Here is an 18231-nt window from a genome sequence, read left to right as displayed (position 1 = left end):
GTATTTAAGTAATAGTGGCGATAAACCATGCCACAAAATTATTTTTTATTGGGGGATTTACATGATGCATCATTTCAAACGTTACACGTTAGGCTTAGTTTTACTAGCCACAACCGGCCTCGCCTTGGCAGGTTGTAGTGCTGGAACCAGTACCACCGACTCTGAGGCCGCTTCTAGCAAATCATCTTCAGTTGTCAGCAAATCATCCAGCTCAGCTTCAACTAGCGCTACCAGCGACACAGCTAGCAGTTCAAGCCAAGCAGAATCCAGTTCCAGCAGTCAGAGTGAAACAGCTCATACGGCTTCAAGTCAGGTGACCACCAGTAGTTCAGCAGCTAGTCACAGCACCAGTCAAACCGAAAGTAGCGCCAAAGCAGCCGCACCTGAGACCAGTCAGCCTGCACCAGCGCCAGCTAAGCCGGCAGCTGAAAAGAACGATGCTATTTGGGGTAACGCCACCACTAAGATTTATCACGTTCCCGGTCAACACAGTTATCGCGTTCATTCTGGCAATGTCGTTCATTTTGATAGCGAAGCGGCGGCCGTTGCAGCAGGTTACCGTCGCTCCAAGAAATAAAACTAGCCTCATCAACGCCAATCGCCAGTCGATTGGCGTTTTTTTGCCATAAAAAAAGTGTAGCCAGACAGCCACACTTCCCTTTTTAGTAATTATTTTGTTGACGTTGCTCATTGACTTGGTTCTTCGCGATAAATGCTGCCTGAATCTCAGCTTGTGAATAACCAAACTCAACTAGGCCAAGCTTTAAAAAGACATGCCAAGCATGCTTATAGCTAACCTGCCGATGATCAAAATAAGCATCATACAATAAGTGCTTGATTGCCAAATATTGCTTATTCAAGTCCGTTGGCCGCTTGCCACTTAGTTCAGTTAGCTCCTCTGGCGTCAATGGTATCAAATGAGTCCACTGCTGGATCGCCGCAACTAAGAAAAAGAAATCCATCGCGTCCACGTATTCATTGAGCAAAGTTTCACGATGAGTCTTCCCCGTATCAGCCTTGCCCTTGTGAATCTTCCAAACTTTAAACCATTCTGAGGTATTCGCCATTTCTGCTAATTCCACATCCAGCGAAACCATGGCATTTTGCAACCGCTCAGCAGGTTTCCAATGAATCGCCTGCTTGGCGGTAATGTCCTGATCCAAACGGATGGACTGTTGTAATAACTTTGTTAAATCTAGCATCCTAACCTCCGACAACTACGCAAAAACTAATGGGTCCGCTTTTATTTCAAGCGACTCGATATTAGTCAAATACCAATCTCGCATAAAATCAAAGTGTAGTAAAATATCAAACCACGAGACACGTTGATCAGCATCACGCACCGTCAGCACCCATTTAGCCGCTTCCGGCGTCCCAGCATCGAAAACATCTACAACCAGTGCTCCAGGCAATTCAATCTCAGCGCCATGACCATTTGGTGAATTCCGTAACATATAATCATGCTGTGCCGCAATCACAAACAACTTATCCAAGATCTCACCACTGAGATTAGGTTCACGCAATTCATATTTTGCAGCGTTATTTACATCCAAAATATTAAAGTCAACGTTGAAGCCAAAGTCATCTTGTAAATAATGGCCGAAGTTAATCAACGTCGCAAGCACTGTATTGATTTGATCAACACCAGTCCCCTTTAATAATAATTTATCAATAAATAAATTAGTAAATGCCGTACTATTGAACCGCAATAATCGCCGTTCTAAATGGATATAGAACAAATTTTCACCGGTCGTTTGTTCCCGATAATAAGCGCCACCATTTTTACCGTCAACGACTTGATACAAGAAGGTATAATCATCCGACAAAGTCGCAAAGACATGGTAAAGTGCTTCACTGTGTGCACGGGTGTTTAACGTCGCTTGCTCATCATCATGCATACTCAACAGCCGACTCATGAAAATTAAATAGTAATCTGCATTTTTATATTGATGCGGAAAAGTCACGTAAGCCGAATCTAGCTTAAACTCGGCCAATTTTTGAGCCGCCGTTAAAAGCACCTCACCATCGGTCGTATCAATCAGCTGATCCATTAATGCCGTAAACTTTTCACCATTCGACAAACCTTTTTTCAGGCCTTCGTTAAACATCGCCAACTTGCCATGCGTGCTTAAAGTTGCCGAATCAATTTTATTTGTCTCATTCGCCATCAGCATCAACCTGCGCCTTTCCAATCAGCGTGGTCAAGTAGTCCACATAAAGACTACGATTACGCTCATTAAAGTTTTCAAAACTCTTGAACGACGTTTCAATGGCTTGTTTTTCATAAGCCAAGATCGTGTCTTCCTTAGAAAGCGTCAAAATCTTAGCTTCATTATCCTTCATGGTCGCATGAGCATTGTTGGCCTGCTCATCCGCATCCGCCAACTTAGTCAATTCATCAATAATTTGTTGCCGTTCTTCCTTGATACGACCAGAATCAAACAACGAATTACGTTGACCATTTTCCTTCAGCTGTTGCCGTAACTGATCTTTCTGCGCATCACGGTCATCTTGGGCATCGATCAGCTTTTGCAAGTCATCATTCGCCGCTGAAACTTTTTGAATATTATCAGTATTATAACGTTTATGAGCTGCAGCTAATTCGAACGTCTTTTGTAGTTTATTAAATTCGTCTTGACTAAATTCAAACGAAACTGTCAAAACGTTCAATTTTCCGAAACGACGCCGATCCCACCAGTTACCAAAGTAGATCTGGAATTCACCAGCATGCGTTTCTTCATAGTAAAAGAATGGGTATTCGTGTGCCAAATAATCAATCAATTTAGTACTAAGATAGTGACTGATTGCGGGATGAACATCCGTAATTAAATCCACCTGTGCGTTCCGGGCTGAATCGGATTCCTCGTTCAATAAGGCTTGATGATAGTGGTCACCATCGATCAATTCGTAAATTAACCGGTCGTCACCAGCCGTTATTGCTTGACGCAGCGTTGATAAATAGTCCAGTTTTTGCTGTAAGCTATCTGTTAACTCACGCGTCGGTTGATCTTGTTTTTCAAGACCTGGCTGATTTTGTTTTTCCATGATAATCTCCTTGCAATCATTGATAATTGGCAAATTGCTGCATTCTGCTTCTGTTGTTAATGTTACCGAAAATTAGTAAATTAATAAAGGCATGTGGCATCAATTTTCCAAAAATATAACAAAAAAGCGGTTAGAACGACCAATTCGGTGTTCTAACCGCTCAATTAACGTAAACTTATCGTTTTAGTACAATTCCATGTACTGTTCACGTTCCCATTCACTAACTTGTTGACGGTATGACGCCCATTCAAGTCGTTTAGCTTCCAAGAAGCTTTGATAAATGTGTGGTCCTAAAGCTTTTTTCATGGTTGGATCTGTTTGGAATTCCTTCAAAGCATTGTGTAACGTTGATGGTAAATCAGGAATGCCGGCTGCGCGACGTTCGTCTTCATCCATCACATAAATGTTACGGTCAACACTCTTCGGTGGTTCAATGTTATTTTTAATGCCATCAAGACCGGCTTCCAAAACTGCGGCAAAAGCCAAGTATGGATTAGTCGAAGCATCCACGCTCCGGAGTTCCAAACGAGTGGATAACCCACGTGAGCTTGGGACCCGAATCATTGGTGAGCGGTTTGAACCTGACCAAGCGACATAAACTGGTGCTTCATATCCTGGAACTAATCGTTTGTATGAGTTAACGGTTGGATTTGTGACCGCAGTATAACTGCGAGCATGCTTCATCAAGCCACCCAAGAAATGATAAGCATCCGTTGATAATTGCAATTCGTCGGTTTCACTCTTGTCGTAGAACGCATTGCCTTGATCGTGGAACAAGGACATGTTGACGTGCATCCCAGAGCCATTGACCCCATTTAAAGGTTTTGGCATAAAGGTTGCCCATAAATTGTACTTGCGCGCAATCGTCTTGACGACTAATTTGAATGTTTGAATATGGTCCGCGGCTGCTAAAGCATCTGCATACTTAAAGTCAATTTCGTGTTGGCCAGGGGCAACTTCATGGTGACTCGCTTCAACATTGAACCCTAAACGTTCCAATTCAAGCGCAATGTCACGCCGACAGTTTTCACCCATGTCCATTGGTGCTAAATCAAAATAGCTTCCCTTATCGTTCAATTCGGTCGTTGGTTCACCCTTATCATTCATCTTGAATAAGAAGAATTCAGGTTCCGTCCCAATATTAAAGGAAGTAAAGCCAGCATCACGCATATCACTCAACACGCGAATCAGGTTGTTCCGTGGGTCGCCTTCGAAAGGCTTGCGATCAGTGGTGTAAACTTCACAGATAATCCGGGCGATCTTGCCATGTTCCGTGTTCCAAGGCATAATCAACCAAGTTGATAAATCTGGGTACAGGTACATGTCACTTTCTTCAATCCGCACAAAGCCGTCGATTGAAGAACCGTCAAACATTAACTTGTTATCTAATAACTTATCCAGTTGCGATACTGGGACTTCCACGTTTTTGATGGTACCGAATAAATCAGTGAACATTAAACGTAAGAAATTAACGTTTTCTTCTTTGACGATTTTGCGAATATCGTCCTTTGTATACTGCTGTTTTGCCATGAAAATCGCTCCTTAAATTGGTTGACTATCTGGATGCAGATGCATTAATGAGATGGATATTCCGGACCATCCTTGGCCTTAAAGCCCCCGATATTCAGAAACTCGTCATGTAAGATTCGGCGTACGTCAGTATCCGTTAACGGTCGCGCTAAGTCCGCTTCTTTTTGTTGGGCTTTTTGCTTTTGCATCGCGTAGATCTCTTTGATACCAGCCATATTGATCCCATCGGCTAAATAATCCTTGATCTCCAACAACCGATCTACATCGTTTAAGGAAAACATCCGCCGATTGCCCGCATTACGTTCCGGACGAATCAGTTCTTGTTCTTCATAATAACGAATTTGACGCGCTGTTAGATTAGCCAGTTTCATAACCGTACCAATTGGTAAGACAGCTAACGAACGACGTAATTCCTTTTCTTTCATGACGACCCTCCTCTTTAATACAGTGTTAATATTATCAATCTCATTGTCGAATGTCAATCATTCATGTAAGAAAATATCACATCGTTAATATAGGTATACCAATTTAATTTTTAGGTTAACCAACTAGCCACCTGTTTCTCGATAAGTTCTTGCTCATCGGGATTTTCTAGCAGGTTATACCAATTAACCGTCATCTTGTTTCGAAACCACGTCAATTGCCGTTTGGCATAGTGCCGGGAATCCTGCTTGATCTTTTCAATTGCTGGTGCAAGTTCACTTTCACCGGCAAAATAAGGAAATAACTCATGATAACCGATTCCTTTGCCAGCTGGTAAGGTTGTGCCACCTTGATCATAGAGCCACTTGGCTTCAGTCACCAGACCAGCCGTTACCATCTGATCGACACGCTGATTAATCCGTTCATATAGCAAAGTCCGATTAGCCGTCAAACACACCGTCAGAGCATCCAAAGTCGCTGTCGCTTGATCCTTTTGATCCGAAAAAAGTTGACCACTGGTATGCCAATATTCTAACGCCCGGACGACCCGCACTAAATTTTGGGGCGCAATGTTGGCCGCGGCTGTTGGGTCAATCGCTTGCAGTTCCTGCCAAACGGCTGGCGCACCATGGACGGCCGCGTAATCGAACCACGTTTGCCGATAAGTGAGATCAGGGTCCGTGGCGGTCGCGCCAAATTGATAACCTGCCAACAATGATTGCAAATAAAAGCCTGTCCCACCCACAATGATCGGCAGCTTCCCGCGGGCTTGGATCTGATTGATCAAGTCCGTTGCACGAGACACAAATTCAGCCACGGTGAAGCGTTCCGGCACTGCTTTAATATCAATCAAATAATGAGGTATGCCCGCCCGTTCCGCCGGTAAAACTTTGGCCGTGCCAATATCCAGATGACGATAAACCTGCATCGAATCGCCAGAAATAATCTCGCCATTAAACTTTTTAGCCAGCTGCAATGAAAGTGCCGTTTTGCCGACCGCAGTCGGACCCGCAATTAAGAGTACCTTTTTAGTTGTCAACGATTCCTAACCCCCTTGCATCTTGACACGTAACCGATGTGCCAAACCAGGATAATCCGTAATCAATCCGGCAAAACGATGGCGGTAACAAAAACGCATATCCCGTTCGGTATTGACAGTCCAAGGCCGTAACTGCACCTTAGGCAATAGCAACCAATGCCGCCGCACCCACCGAATATCAGGATGATAGCCAATGATGACGTGTTCCGCATGCAACCGCTTGGCCGTTTTAAACTTGGTCTCAAACAAACTGTCAAATTCCGCATCCGGTTGCAACGCATGCAAACGTTCAATCGATTTTGGATAAAAACTTGAGTAAACTAACTTAAACGGCACCGGATGATGATTAAAATAATCGGCAACCAAGGCCTCGATGCCGTCATAATGAATTTTATTTGTTTTAAGTTCTAGATTGAAGATACCTGTAAACTTTGCTTTGACTAGGAGTTGGACAACCTCATCAAGCGTTGGAATTCGAGTTCCCGCATACACGGGATCAAAAGTTGCCCCCGCATCCAATCGCTTCAACTCGGCCAATGTTAGATCCATGATCCGGCCTTTACCATTAGTCGTGCGGTCGACTTTTTCGTCATGAATAATGATCAAATGACCATCTTTAGACAAGTGCACATCCGTTTCAATCCCGTCGGCACCATCCTGCAACGCCGCTTGAAATGATGGTAGGGTATTTTCTGGTCGCGTTCCTTTACTGCCACGATGGGCAATGATTTGGGTTAACATCTAATCACCTCAATTAGCTTAGGCTTTTTTTAAGCTTTTAATATTGCGCTTTCACCAAAAAACATACATAATGAATGTAACCAAATTATTAGGAGGTTCAAACGATGAAATCATTTACACGCGGGTTCTTATTTGGGGTTGTAGCGACTGCCGGTGCCGTCATCGGTTCTGTTTTATCATTCAAGAAGCAGGTCGTTGACCCAATCGAAGATCAAGAAAATAAGTTTGAAGAAAGCCGTAAGAAAGCTTTACGCAAGAGTCGTTCAGCTCATAACGGTTAATAGCAAAAAATGGTGGCACGAACAAAGTTATTTTGTTCCAGCCGCCATTTTTTTAATACTTCGCTTTTTTCGTTTTGCCTTCCCAACGCGCATAACCAGGCTTCAAAATGAACAATTCTGAATAACCTTTTTTAGCTAACATTGCAACAGCACGCGTACTTAACGTATGCGTTTGGTCGTAGACGTAAACTGGCATATCTTGACGCAGTTCATTCATCCGTACCTTTAAAGAATTGAACGGAATGTTACGAGCCCCTAGAATATGACCCGCATCAAATTCTTTCTTTTCGCGTAAATCAATCACTTGAGCCTTACGCATTCCCTTAGTAAATTCTTCTTCATCGAGCATCGTTGAAACTTGACGCCGACGAATATAACTATAAAAGACATAAATAAAATATGCCGCGATTAACACGATCAATACAATATTCACGTATGTCATCGCACCGACTGCACCTAAAACCACGCTATCCCTCCTAATTTCTACTTCTTTATTTTACACAAAACCGCTTACTTTTACTAGTCCCCCAAGCCTATCCGCGGAGGTAAATTTGCGATCTTGGTCAATTAAGATAAACCATGTCTTTTTTTGGCACATATTGCTGCCCAATCGTCCCATTCCGTTGATCTGAAATGATGCTGGAACGTAATAGTCACGTTTGTGAGGCACAGAACGGTCTCACAGCAAACAAGCTGTTCCTCGAAGACCGACAATTTTGGACTAAAAAAGAGACCCCAGTGGAGTCCCTTCTAATTTTTATCGTTAAATGAAACGTTGGGCTAATGAAGCCGCACCAATGACACCCGCATCGTTACCTAATACAGCTAACTTCAGCTTAGTCGTATTACGAACCGTTGGGAACGTAAATTGATGGAAATAAGCGTCAACTTGCTTCAACAAGAAGTCACCGGCCGCTGAAACCCCACCACCAATAATGATTGATGAAGGGTTCATCGTATTACCCACGTTAGCCAATGCCAAACCTAAGTAATAAGAGACCTTGTCCACAACACCCTTAGCCAAAACGTCGCCTTCTTTAGCTAAATCGAAGGTAATCTTTGAACTAATTTCTTCACCGTTGTCTAAAAGTTCTTTTAACTTAGAAACACCAGAGAATTCTTCAGCCATATCACGGGCAACGTGAACGACCCCAGTAGCAGAAGCGTATTGTTCCAAACAACCGCGTTTGCCACAAGTACATAAGTAGCCATTTGGTTCAACCGTCACATGACCAATTTCACCAGCCGCACCAGCTGCACCATGAAGCAAGTGACCACCGGCGATCAAGCCGCCACCGACACCAGTCCCTAAGGTCACGAAAGCCACATCATTACCGTTTTCGCCAGCACCCTTCCAACGTTCGCCTAAAGCAGCCACGTTGGCGTCGTTATCAAGCGTAAACTTGATCCCGGTTCCGGCTTCGATTTGTTCTTTAACTGGTTGTAAGGTCTTCCAGTTCAAGTTGTAGGCCCCAATAACGGTCCCAGCAGCCAAATCAACCGTCCCAGGTGTGCCCATGCCGATACCGACAAATTGTGAGCGATCCATCTTGTAGAGGTCCAAATGATGATTGATTGAGTCAATGATGTTAGGCACAATGTGGGCGCCTTCATCTAAGATTGTGGTTTCAATACTCCACTTTTGTTGAATGTCGCCATTTTCAGTTAAAATGGCGAATTTGGTCGTCGTCCCACCAAGGTCGACGCCGATTAATTTGCGATCCATGTTACGAAATCCCTCCATTAATCATGTGCGTGGTCTGCACGCGCATGTTCTGCTTCTATCCGGTGCTCATGAGTCAATACGAGTTTTACGCGTGCATACATTTTGGCATCTAACACCCCGGCTTGGTACAAATGATCGACCTCAATTGCCATGAGTTCAATATCCCAAATCCGCTTGCCCACGTAAACGTAAACACCAAACTTTTTCAGTAACTGTTGTACGTCGTAAAGTGTTTTCATGTGCATATCCTCGATTAATTATACAGTTTATTGGAAATTTGTAAAACCTAATTTTATCATCGCCGCCCAAGCGACTAACAGCGTGATACCAGCCAAAAGTCGTTTGATCCGTGGAATTTTACCCATCCGAGGAATTCCCACGATATAGCCGAGTAAAAAGCCTCCAATCAAGCCACCCACGTGACCCCAAATATCGATCCCTGACGAGAATAAATCAAAGACCAGATTCAGGACCGTGAACATCAGGAATTGCCCTGTTAAGCGTCGAATCATTGGATTTTCCCAGAATGATTCACCAACCATCAGAAAAGCGCCAAATAACGCAAAGATTGCCGTACTGGCACCGACCGATTGATCTGGCGAGAGTCCAAAACTCATGATATTACCGCTGATGCCACCTAATAAGTAGATCAACAGCATCCGCCAATGACCGAACAACGCCTCAATTTGCATCCCCATAAAGTAGATGACGACGCCATTCAAAGCGATATGTGTCAGCCCCATATGTAAGAAGATTGGCGTGATAAAGCGCCACCACTGACCAGCAATGATGGCTTGATCATTTTTAGCGCCAAGCATATACAGCACTGCCGTCACGGTACTGCCACCCAGTAACCACTCTAACAAGAAAACTGCCACCGTGATCCCCAAAAGAATTTGGGTCATCGCTGGTTCTGTTTGCCACCACCGTTTAATGCTCGTGATCAACACGCTCCTTTGCGACCAATAATTGATCTAATAAAATATCATACTCATCAACGGGCCATTCAGCATGGTCAAACGCCATTTCACGAAGTGCCAACGTTAGTTTGGTCCCAGCATAATCAGCCAGATAACGATCATAATAACCGCCGCCAAAACCGATGCGTGCTAGCTCATTTTGGCTGTAGCCAAGTCCGGGAACCAAAATTAAGTCAATCGCACTTTTATCAATGGTGGGTCCTGTCGTCGGTTCAAATAGGCCAAATTTAGTCCGTGCCAACTGACTGTCGGCCGTGTAAGGCATAAATGCCATTTGTCGATGCGGCAACGTTTTAGGAATCAAGACTTGCTTGCCAGCCGCCCAAGCTTGTTCAATGATTGGCTGAGTCGCCACTTCCAAGCCACTACTGATCGTGGTCGCCACGACTTGGGCTTGTTGCCAAACAGGACTAGCAAATAGTTGTTGTTGCAGGCTGGACTCCTGCAGCAACCGCTCTTCAGCAGAGATTTGACTCAAACGTGCAATCTGTTGTTTTCGAAAGGCTCCCTTTTCCATGCAACCACGCTCCCATTATCAACTTGATTTTTCCCTTAATAACAAAAAATCTCATTCATCAACATGGGTGATTGTCTGAAACAACCACCCATTTGCCAACAAATGAGAAACCCATTGTCTAATGACAATGCACTGAAAAAACAACAGGCTACCCCGTTGTTATTTCGTTTCGCGATGTAATGTAACTTTGTGTTCCCGTGGACAGTACTTCTTAAATTCGACCCGATCCGGATTGTTCCGACGGTTCTTTGAAGATAAGTAGTTACGTTCATGGCATTCTGTACATTCTAATGTAATGTGTACCCGCATGTTGTTGACCCTCCAAACTCATTCGCATAATACAGGGCTGGAGCCCTTAACTTGAACTACTATACCATTATTAACTAAAAAATACCAGTATCAATTCAGATACTGGTATCGAAAATCGGATTTAATTATTTAGCATTATACTTCCAAAAGGCTTTGTAAATTTGGATTGCGGTTTGCAAGTTAACGGTACTCTCTGTACTGTTATTCATCCCTGGGAAGACGATCGCAATCGCAACCTTAGGATTCTTGTATGGCGCATAAGTCGCCAAACTTAATGTTTCAGTTGGCGTTGACGCATTATAATACGTTTCAGCAGTCCCAGACTTCGCCGCTACGGCTGGTGAGACATTGGCTAAGGTTCTACCAGTCTTGTATTGACTAGTCCCATGCACAACGTCCCAATAACCCGTGTGGACGACGTCAAAGTAAGAGCTTGGCACGTCGATCGTATTCAAGACACGCGTCCCAACGTTGACCTTGGTCTTACCTTGACTCCCGTCAGCGTTAGTCCCAGAAATTGATGAAACAACGTGTGGCGCAACTCGGCGACCGCCATTGGCCATGGTGGCAATATATTGTGCCACTTGAATGGTCGTGTACGAATCGTAGTTCCCGAAGGACAAGTCTAACGCATTACCAATATGGGATTGGTCAGCAGTCCCTTCATAACCAGTCGCTTCACCAGGCAAATCAATCCCAGTTGAAACCCCTAGACCAAACTCGTTAAAGTAGCCCCGCAACTTAGCAAAGATCGAGGTTGGCATATCCAAGCCCTTGCCAGAAGCATAGCTGAAGCCACCCTCCTTCATTGCTAGTTGCATCATGTACGAGTTAGAGGAAACTTCCATTGCAGTTGAAGCATTCAAGGTCAAACTGGTGCCACCACTCTTGTTAAACCAAGAACTCTTAGTGGCAGTCCCTTTTAACTTAATTGGTGTATCAGTCAACGTACTGCTTGTTGGCGTGATAACGCCAGATTGTAAGGCACCCATAACTGTGGCCCCTTTGACGACTGACCCCATAACAAAGGATTGGTTAATCGTGCCAAGGGCGTTTTCAGTGACTTTACCCGTCTTGATATTACGGTCGGCACCAGCTAAAGCATAAACGGCTCCAGTCGTTGGATTCAAGACAACGGCGTAACCCCCAACTGAATATTGATTCTCTGAACCAGCTGACTTCGCTTGAGCCATCACGATACTTTGCACTTTTTCTTGGAATTTGGCATTAATCGTCAAATCAACGTTATCACCCTTTTGGCCGCCATACTTCTTGATTTCTTTCTTAATGACGCCATCTTGAGTTTTAACTTCAGTTTGTGACTTGGTCCCACGTAGTACATTTTCGTATTGCTTTTCCAATTGGCTTTGACCAACAGAATCATCACGTGAATAGCCTTCCGCTAACAACGTTTTAATGCTGTCACTTGGTAGCCCTTGCTTTTCAGTCGTGACCGTCCCAAGCACACTACTCAAACTGGTCCCGTTAGGATAGCTACGCGTCCAACTCGTCCCAACTTTGATCCCAGGCATTTCAGATTGGTGTTCACCAATTTCAGCTAATTCACGACTCGTCACACCCGTCGACTTAATATTTACTGTTGAGAGCGAATAAGCAGCACTCATCTTGGCAAATATTTCAGCCGCATTTTTTTGATTGGCTGACAGACCGTCAATGAGATTGTTGACCGTATAAGTTACTTCACGATCATAGAGCACATCCGCGTCGGAAGAATTCTTAACATGCTTCGCGACGGCTTTCAAGTTAGTGGCATTAGCCAGATAATAATCTGCCTTGTTCCGATCGGTCAAGGTGTCTGTCGAAACCGTTAAATAATTGCTTAATTTCGTGGCGACAGTGTACATCTTAGTAGAAGCAACATTCAAGCCTTTCGTATATTGAATCGCTTGATGAGACTTGTTACCGACCATGACACGACCCGTTGAATCGTAAACGGACCCCCGTTGCACGCTAGCCGTGGCAGTCGTATTGTTGGCAGAATTAACTTCTGTCGCAAATTTATTCCCATAGTCAACTTGTAAGTAAGCCAACTGACCAATTAACGCTGCAAATAGCAAAAAGACGATAAAAAATAAAAAGTTTAATCGAAATGGAATATGTGATTTATTAGGATCACGGTTTGCAGTTACTTTCTTAAACAGTTTCAATTCTCAGGCTCCCGTTCTTAATTTGGTGGGCATTTTCTTAAAGTTCACCGGATACTACTAGCAATCGGACATTATTGCATTACTTAGACTATTTTACCCTGTGTGTAATCACCATTCAATAGTGTACTATAAATCCCATTATTTGGCATTCTTCACGTAATGAATTTATACGCTTCTTTAAAAACTGTTTTACCCCCGCTGATCAACCGCGCGCAGACAACGCTGATATGAGTAGGATTACCAGCCATAATCTGAACACTATTCTAGCAATCAATGAAATTAGTTTCCTATACTAAGGATCGTTAACCGGCTGATTTGCCGCGGCAGTTAGTTGGGTTGCTGTCAAAGCGTGTTTCACCACTCCCCTTACTTACCACCTTTTTCAGGGCTTGGTTCAGCGACTTAACTTTCACTGATTTCATTACGAAGTTTTAACCGACGAAGTGAGTCACTTATGCTATCCTAGACGATAGACATAAAAAATTTCAGCACGCCAATGGTAAATTGACTGCTGTGGATTTACTAAGAGATTGAGGTGGCATTTTGAGAATCCGTCGTATTTTTGACAAACGAACTTGGCCGTTATGGGTCAGTTTCTGGTTGCCGTTAATCATTATGACCGGTTATTTTATTTATCGGCACATGGCACCATTTGGGTCAAGCAGTCTGTTAACCGTCGATTTGGGGCAACAATACGTTGACCTCTTCGCCTATTTCCGACATACCCTATTGCATGATCCAAGTGCATTTTTCTATTCCTTTTCAAAAACAATTGGCGGTGAAATGGTTGGGGTCTGGGCTTACTATCTAATGAGTCCATTTAATTTGATCTACTTATTCTTCCCAGGCCAATCTATCACCACCGGAATTTTTATCGTGACCGTCTTGAAGTATGGTTGCGCTGGCTGGGCTTTTGCTTGGTTATTAACTAAAACACACACTCAAAAAGGCTGGCTGGTGCCAACTTTCAGTACGGCCTACGCTTTGATGGGCTGGATGGTGGCTAATCAACTTAACATGATCTGGCTAGATACGACCGCCATTTTACCGCTCGTTATTCTAGGGTTGGAACGACTCTTCAAAACCGGTAAAGTCCGCTGGTTTGCGGGTTGGTTAACCGTCATGCTAATTGACAACTATTATATGGGCTATATGGTCATTTTATTCAGTTGTTTGTACTGGTTGTATGGTGCAACTAAATATTGGCAAAGCTTCAAAACATTTTGTGCACAGGCACTGAAGTTTGCTTGGGGCGGGCTACTCGCTGTCGCCCTTTCTGCATGGTTGCTACTACCAACTTTTTGGGCGCTGATGCAAAGTAAGGCCCAATACAACGTCACTAAGTTGCATTGGAAGTTTGAATATGCCCCTTGGAAGATGCTCGCCAAGTTTGTGACTGGAAGTTTCAACTTTGACCAGATGCCGTCTGGTCAGCCAAACTTCTATATTGCTTGGTTCGCCATTTTTGCCTTTCTGCTGTTCTTCTTACGCAAACAGCCCAAATGGCCGGTAAAACTTAGTGTCCTGCTCGTCACGGCCGTTTTGGTCTTGTCCTTCTGTTATGAACCATTGGACCTACTTTGGCACGCTGATCAGTTTCCAGTTTGGTATCCTTATCGTTTCTCATTTGTCTTTTGCTTCTGGATCGTTTGGCTAGGTGCGCAAGCCCTTGGCCAGAAGTTGACGATCAATTGGTGGCAAGGGTTAATCATGTTTGGATTAGCTGGTGGTCTCTTTACCACGGTCTACCTCAATCTTAAGCACGTCACTTACATTAATGTACCAAACTTATTGATTACGATTGGTCTTGCAGCAATCACTTTAGTCTTGTTGCTGGTTCCTAAACAGAACCGGATTATTTACCATTTAGTAGCCCTAATACTGGTCGCCACAGATATGAGTGTAAATGTCGTGGCGTCATTGAATAATATTTCTTATGTCTCACAAGCCGAATTTGGTAAATACACCACGGCGTTAGATCAAACCGTTAATCAGATCAAGGCTAGTGATCAACAATTTTATCGTGTGGGTAAAACATTCACGCGAACTAAAGATGATCCAATGCAAGCAGCCTATAACGGAGCGGATCATTTTAGTTCAACCTTTGAAAGTATTATTCCCAACTTCTTTGGGTCAATTGGTCAACCAGATGGTGATGGGGTCGTGACTTATTCCAATGGGACCTTGATCACCGATTCCTTATTAGATATGCGCTACTTCATGAGTAAAACGATTCCGAAGACACAAGCAGATAATTCAAACTATAACAGTTATATTCCAGTAACGAGTACCAAACCGGATTTGGCTCATTATCAGAAAAAGTCTCAATTGAGTAACAGTCAGGCAACGACTTATAAAAATCCTTATGCACTCGGCCTAGGGTTCGCTGCTTCGGATAAAATTACAGACTTAAAAGTTTCCAAAACAACTGGTGATCCCATTTCACGGCAAGAATTGATCTACCAAACGTTGGCAAATCGCTCGACCACTGGTTTGATCTCCGCTGAAAACTTCGATCAAGTTGTGTTCCAAAATGTTAAACAAGTTACGACATTGACCGGCGCAGTGGTCAATAAGAAAAATCTTGCTAAAACGGGGTCCATTTACTTTAAGTTTACGCCGAAAACAAATGATTCTTATTACATTACGTTAGGTTCAAACTTGACCACATCGAATGCCAGTTATTATATTAATGGTAAAGAATTGCAACAATATCCAACCTATCGCCATACAATTGCCGTTAATGTGGCAACTAATAGCAAGGGTAAAACTGTGACCTTTGGGATTCAAATGAAGAAAACATCGCTTTGGTTGCAGAACTTCACCCTGTATAAGTTGAATAATAACCAATTTAAACAATCGGCTAAAAAGTTGCAACAATCACCTTGGCAATTGACGAAACATTCCAGTCGAAAATTAACTGGGACGATTAACAGTAAACAGCCACACCAAGTCCTAATGACGACGATTCCTTATTCCGCCGGCTGGCATGCCACTGTTGATGGCAAAGCCGTTAGCATAAAGAAAGTGATCAATACTTTTGTGGCAGTGCCATTAAGTCAAGGTAAGCATACCGTGACCTTAACCTATCGCCCACCTTATCTAGTGGCTGGGTTAAGTCTTAGTGGCCTGACCTTGTTAGGCACCCTCGCCTGGTTCACCTTGAAACGACGACCACATTAAGTCGATTTAAATAGCGTTTCAGATTCAGTTTTTTCTGAATCTGGAACGCTATTTTTTCGTCATCATAATGACCGTCTAATCTTCTTCATGATTAGGCGTATACTCATATTTTGGCCCATCGTTTTCGGCATCGAAATCTACAGTTAAGTCGTAACCTTTGAAAAACCAGTCATCACGGTCGTTGACATAATACTTAACGCCATCAATTTCGGTAATGGCAATTGGACGATGAGGGTCATCATCGCGCATCACACCAATTGAAAAACCATGGTGTACCGCTGTTTTACCATATGTCTTGCCATAGAAACGGACACCGTTACCAGTCGTCACACCCATATCCTCATGAAACCACTTGCTGGCTGCTGGTGTAATTGTAATTTTCATTCGTAGTCACCTCATCTTTGTAATCGTTTACAACATTGTCTCCTTTTTTTACGGAAAACGCAACATTGTAAGTGAGTGCACAAGCCCTAACCACTGACGCACACCTAACGACCACTTAGGGAAAAACGATTTACAAGCCGCCGCTAATATGGTGTACTAATAACACCAAAGGGAGGTGATCGCTATCCACGTGACCATAAAAACTGAACCAGATTTAACGACACCAGCATTAACCTTGCATTTACCCGTCAATTATCCTGGGGCTGAGCAATTGCTGGCACAGCTGCAAAATCTATCGGCTCAAGCGGCTACGTTAACCGTTTCACAGGCTGGTCATACCGTCCAGCTGCCTTTAGCGACCATTCTCTTCTTTGAAGCGGAAGGTCATCAGGTCCGGGCACATACTTGCAAGACGAGCTATCAAACAAAGCGGCACTTATATGAGTTAGCAACCCAATTGCCACCTAATTTTTTACGGGTTTCTAAATCTGCCATCGTCAATACTCAAGCCATCTATTCACTGACCAAGTCATTGACCGGCAATCTCATTGAATTTAATCACACGCACAAGCAATTGTATGCCTCACGACGCTACTACCGTGACCTAAAACTCACACTTGAAAAGGAGACTTTTAAATGAAACAGCGTTGGTTCTGGGGAACCTTCTTCCTCGTCAGTGCAATTATCTTAATCACCAGTCAATTAGGGCTATTTGGCGCCCATATCGGAATTTGGACATTATTTTTCACCATTGCATTAATAGCTATCTTTGTCACCAGTCTTCGACACCTGATTATGTCCAGTTTGGTCTTCTCGTTGGCATTCTTAGCAATTATTTATGCTAAACCACTTGGCATCACCGTACTCGTTCCGTGGACAATTCTTGGCGCGGCGCTACTTTTGAGTATTGGTTTGAGCATCCTAATCCATCCACGTTGGTATTATCGCTATCACCATCATGGCAACTGGGCTGGTAATTTTGACCACGAGCGGCCCAGTTCCGCGACCATCAATGATCCCAACGTAAATTTGGATCTGTCCATGAGCAACACTATTCGCTACATTCACAGCACTGACTTTGAGGGTGCCAATATTCACGTCTCAATGGGCGGTGCTAAAATCTACTTCGATGATGTCCAGCTTCACCAGGCTGAGGCGACGATTGCCGTTGACATTTCACTAAGCAGTGTCGAATTATACGTCCCTAAAACTTGGCAACTACACTTGAACGTCAACAATAGCCTAGGTGACATTCAAACTCAAGGAACACCCACAACTGCCGGACCAGTAGTCTACTTACAAGGTCGCGTTTCACTTGGCCAGTTAACGATCAATTACATCTAAAAAAAGCGTTGTTAACGACAACTTGGTTTTCCAAGTGAGCCGTTGACAACGCTTTTTTAAGCAATCTAATTACGCATTTTCAACCTTTAAAATCTTAACTTCCATGGAGCCAGCTGGAATATCGATGCTAATTTCTTCATCAACATGATGCCCAATCAAGCCTTTAGCGATTGGGGAGTCATTTGAAATCTTCCCTTGCATCGGATCGGCTTCAGCAGCGCCCACAATGGTATAACTTTCAGGATCTTCATCTGGCAATTCCTTAAAAGTCACGATCTTACCAACAGAAACTTCAGATTCATCAATTTTTTCACTATCAATGATTTCAGCATATTGAAGCATGTGTTCCACCGTTTTGATGCGGTTTTCTAGTAAGCTTTGTTCATTTTTAGCTGATTCATATTCAGAGTTTTCAGATAAATCACCATAACTCCGTGCAATTTTAATCCGATTAATGATTTCAGGACGTTGGTTAAGCTTTAAATCTTCTAATTCATGTTCAAGCTTAACTTTCCCCTCTTCCGTCATTGGATAAGTTTTATCTTCTGCCAATGTTTCCAC

The 18231-nt window shown here is 43.4% G+C and carries 21 protein-coding genes; 5 read left to right on the top strand and 16 right to left on the bottom strand.

Annotated elements, in window-relative coordinates; genetic code table 11:
• Positions 1-61: 61 nt before the first annotated feature.
• Positions 62-577: a sunset domain-containing protein gene (locus RA086_RS06335; RefSeq protein ID WP_308703005.1), complete on the top strand. Its 516-nt coding sequence runs from the start codon at positions 62-64 to the stop codon at positions 575-577.
• An 85-nt stretch (positions 578-662) separates the two neighbouring features.
• On the opposite strand, the gene RA086_RS06330 is transcribed toward RA086_RS06335, so the two are convergent.
• The 7 genes from RA086_RS06330 to RA086_RS06300 all read right to left on the bottom strand — a co-directional run bounded on the left by RA086_RS06330 (position 663) and on the right by RA086_RS06300 (position 6778).
• Complete coding sequence (locus tag RA086_RS06330; protein WP_308703004.1) at positions 663-1202, bottom strand: dUTP diphosphatase; 540 nt, start codon at positions 1200-1202, stop codon at positions 663-665.
• A 15-nt stretch (positions 1203-1217) separates the two neighbouring features.
• Positions 1218-2168 carry a hypothetical protein gene (locus tag RA086_RS06325; protein ID WP_308703003.1) on the bottom strand — a complete coding sequence of 317 codons (951 nt, stop codon included), beginning with the start codon at positions 2166-2168 and terminating at the stop codon, positions 1218-1220.
• Positions 2158-3045, bottom strand: a complete 888-nt coding sequence (locus RA086_RS06320) for an exonuclease SbcC (RefSeq protein WP_308703002.1) — start codon at positions 3043-3045, stop codon at positions 2158-2160. The genes RA086_RS06325 and RA086_RS06320 overlap by 11 nt, the downstream gene beginning before the upstream one ends.
• Positions 3046-3228: 183 nt before the next feature.
• On the bottom strand, positions 3229-4575 hold the full coding sequence (gene glnA / locus RA086_RS06315; protein WP_308703001.1) for a type I glutamate--ammonia ligase: 1347 nt from the start codon (positions 4573-4575) through the stop codon (positions 3229-3231).
• A 44-nt stretch (positions 4576-4619) separates the two neighbouring features.
• Positions 4620-5000, bottom strand: coding sequence for a MerR family transcriptional regulator (locus RA086_RS06310; protein ID WP_308703000.1), 381 nt, complete (start codon positions 4998-5000; stop codon positions 4620-4622).
• A 110-nt stretch (positions 5001-5110) separates the two neighbouring features.
• The gene (miaA, locus tag RA086_RS06305) at positions 5111-6037 is read right to left on the bottom strand and encodes a tRNA (adenosine(37)-N6)-dimethylallyltransferase MiaA (protein ID WP_308702999.1); all 927 of its coding nucleotides are present in this window, start codon (positions 6035-6037) and stop codon (positions 5111-5113) included.
• Between the two features lie 6 nt (positions 6038-6043).
• Complete coding sequence (locus RA086_RS06300) at positions 6044-6778, bottom strand: glycerophosphodiester phosphodiesterase (RefSeq protein WP_308702998.1); 735 nt, start codon at positions 6776-6778, stop codon at positions 6044-6046.
• Between the two features lie 104 nt (positions 6779-6882).
• Between RA086_RS06300 and RA086_RS06295 the strand changes: the two genes are divergently transcribed.
• Positions 6883-7059 (top strand): DUF3042 family protein, encoded by a 177-nt coding sequence (locus tag RA086_RS06295; protein ID WP_024625559.1) that lies wholly within the window; start codon positions 6883-6885, stop codon positions 7057-7059.
• A gap of 52 nt (positions 7060-7111) precedes the next feature.
• On the opposite strand, the gene RA086_RS06290 is transcribed toward RA086_RS06295, so the two are convergent.
• From RA086_RS06290 to RA086_RS06260, 7 genes are all read right to left on the bottom strand, one after another.
• A complete protein-coding gene (locus RA086_RS06290) occupies positions 7112-7525 on the bottom strand; it encodes a rhodanese-like domain-containing protein (protein ID WP_308702997.1) in 414 nt (137 codons plus the stop codon).
• Between the two features lie 297 nt (positions 7526-7822).
• Positions 7823-8785: an ROK family glucokinase gene (locus RA086_RS06285; RefSeq protein WP_308702996.1), complete on the bottom strand. Its 963-nt coding sequence runs from the start codon at positions 8783-8785 to the stop codon at positions 7823-7825.
• Positions 8786-8802: 17 nt separating this feature from the next.
• Entirely contained in the window at positions 8803-9024 is a 222-nt protein-coding gene (locus RA086_RS06280) for a YqgQ family protein (protein ID WP_308702995.1), read from the bottom strand.
• Positions 9025-9051: 27 nt separating this feature from the next.
• A complete protein-coding gene (locus RA086_RS06275; RefSeq protein WP_407659085.1) occupies positions 9052-9729 on the bottom strand; it encodes a rhomboid family intramembrane serine protease in 678 nt (225 codons plus the stop codon).
• Complete coding sequence (locus RA086_RS06270) at positions 9716-10282, bottom strand: 5-formyltetrahydrofolate cyclo-ligase (protein WP_308702994.1); 567 nt, start codon at positions 10280-10282, stop codon at positions 9716-9718. The genes RA086_RS06275 and RA086_RS06270 overlap by 14 nt, the downstream gene beginning before the upstream one ends.
• Positions 10283-10441: 159 nt before the next feature.
• Positions 10442-10591 (bottom strand): 50S ribosomal protein L33, encoded by a 150-nt coding sequence (gene rpmG, locus RA086_RS06265; RefSeq protein ID WP_003638573.1) that lies wholly within the window; start codon positions 10589-10591, stop codon positions 10442-10444.
• Positions 10592-10716: 125 nt separating this feature from the next.
• Entirely contained in the window at positions 10717-12759 is a 2043-nt protein-coding gene (locus RA086_RS06260; protein ID WP_308702993.1) for a peptidoglycan D,D-transpeptidase FtsI family protein, read from the bottom strand.
• Positions 12760-13302: 543 nt separating this feature from the next.
• Here RA086_RS06260 and RA086_RS06255 point away from each other — a divergent pair.
• Complete coding sequence (locus RA086_RS06255; RefSeq protein ID WP_308702992.1) at positions 13303-15942, top strand: YfhO family protein; 2640 nt, start codon at positions 13303-13305, stop codon at positions 15940-15942.
• Positions 15943-16017: 75 nt separating this feature from the next.
• Here RA086_RS06255 and RA086_RS06250 read toward each other — a convergent pair whose 3' ends face one another.
• Entirely contained in the window at positions 16018-16326 is a 309-nt protein-coding gene (locus RA086_RS06250) for a HesB/YadR/YfhF family protein (RefSeq protein ID WP_308702991.1), read from the bottom strand.
• Positions 16327-16516: 190 nt separating this feature from the next.
• On the opposite strand from RA086_RS06250, the gene RA086_RS06245 reads away from it, so the two are divergent.
• Together RA086_RS06245 and RA086_RS06240 are read left to right on the top strand one after the other, a co-directional pair.
• Positions 16517-16966, top strand: a complete 450-nt coding sequence (locus RA086_RS06245; protein WP_308702990.1) for a LytTR family DNA-binding domain-containing protein — start codon at positions 16517-16519, stop codon at positions 16964-16966.
• Entirely contained in the window at positions 16963-17670 is a 708-nt protein-coding gene (locus RA086_RS06240; RefSeq protein WP_308702989.1) for a LiaF transmembrane domain-containing protein, read from the top strand. Before RA086_RS06245 ends, RA086_RS06240 begins: the two co-directional genes overlap by 4 nt.
• A 69-nt stretch (positions 17671-17739) precedes the next feature.
• Here the strand turns inward: RA086_RS06240 and greA are convergent, their stop codons facing one another.
• On the bottom strand, positions 17740-18222 hold the full coding sequence (gene greA, locus RA086_RS06235) for a transcription elongation factor GreA (protein WP_308702988.1): 483 nt from the start codon (positions 18220-18222) through the stop codon (positions 17740-17742).
• Between the last annotated feature and the right edge of the window lie 9 nt (positions 18223-18231).

The organism is Lactiplantibacillus brownii (genome assembly GCF_031085375.1).
Classification (GTDB): domain Bacteria; phylum Bacillota; class Bacilli; order Lactobacillales; family Lactobacillaceae; genus Lactiplantibacillus; species Lactiplantibacillus brownii.
The sequence above is the reverse complement of the archived record's forward strand: the minus strand, read 5'-3'. Positions and strand labels throughout refer to the sequence as shown.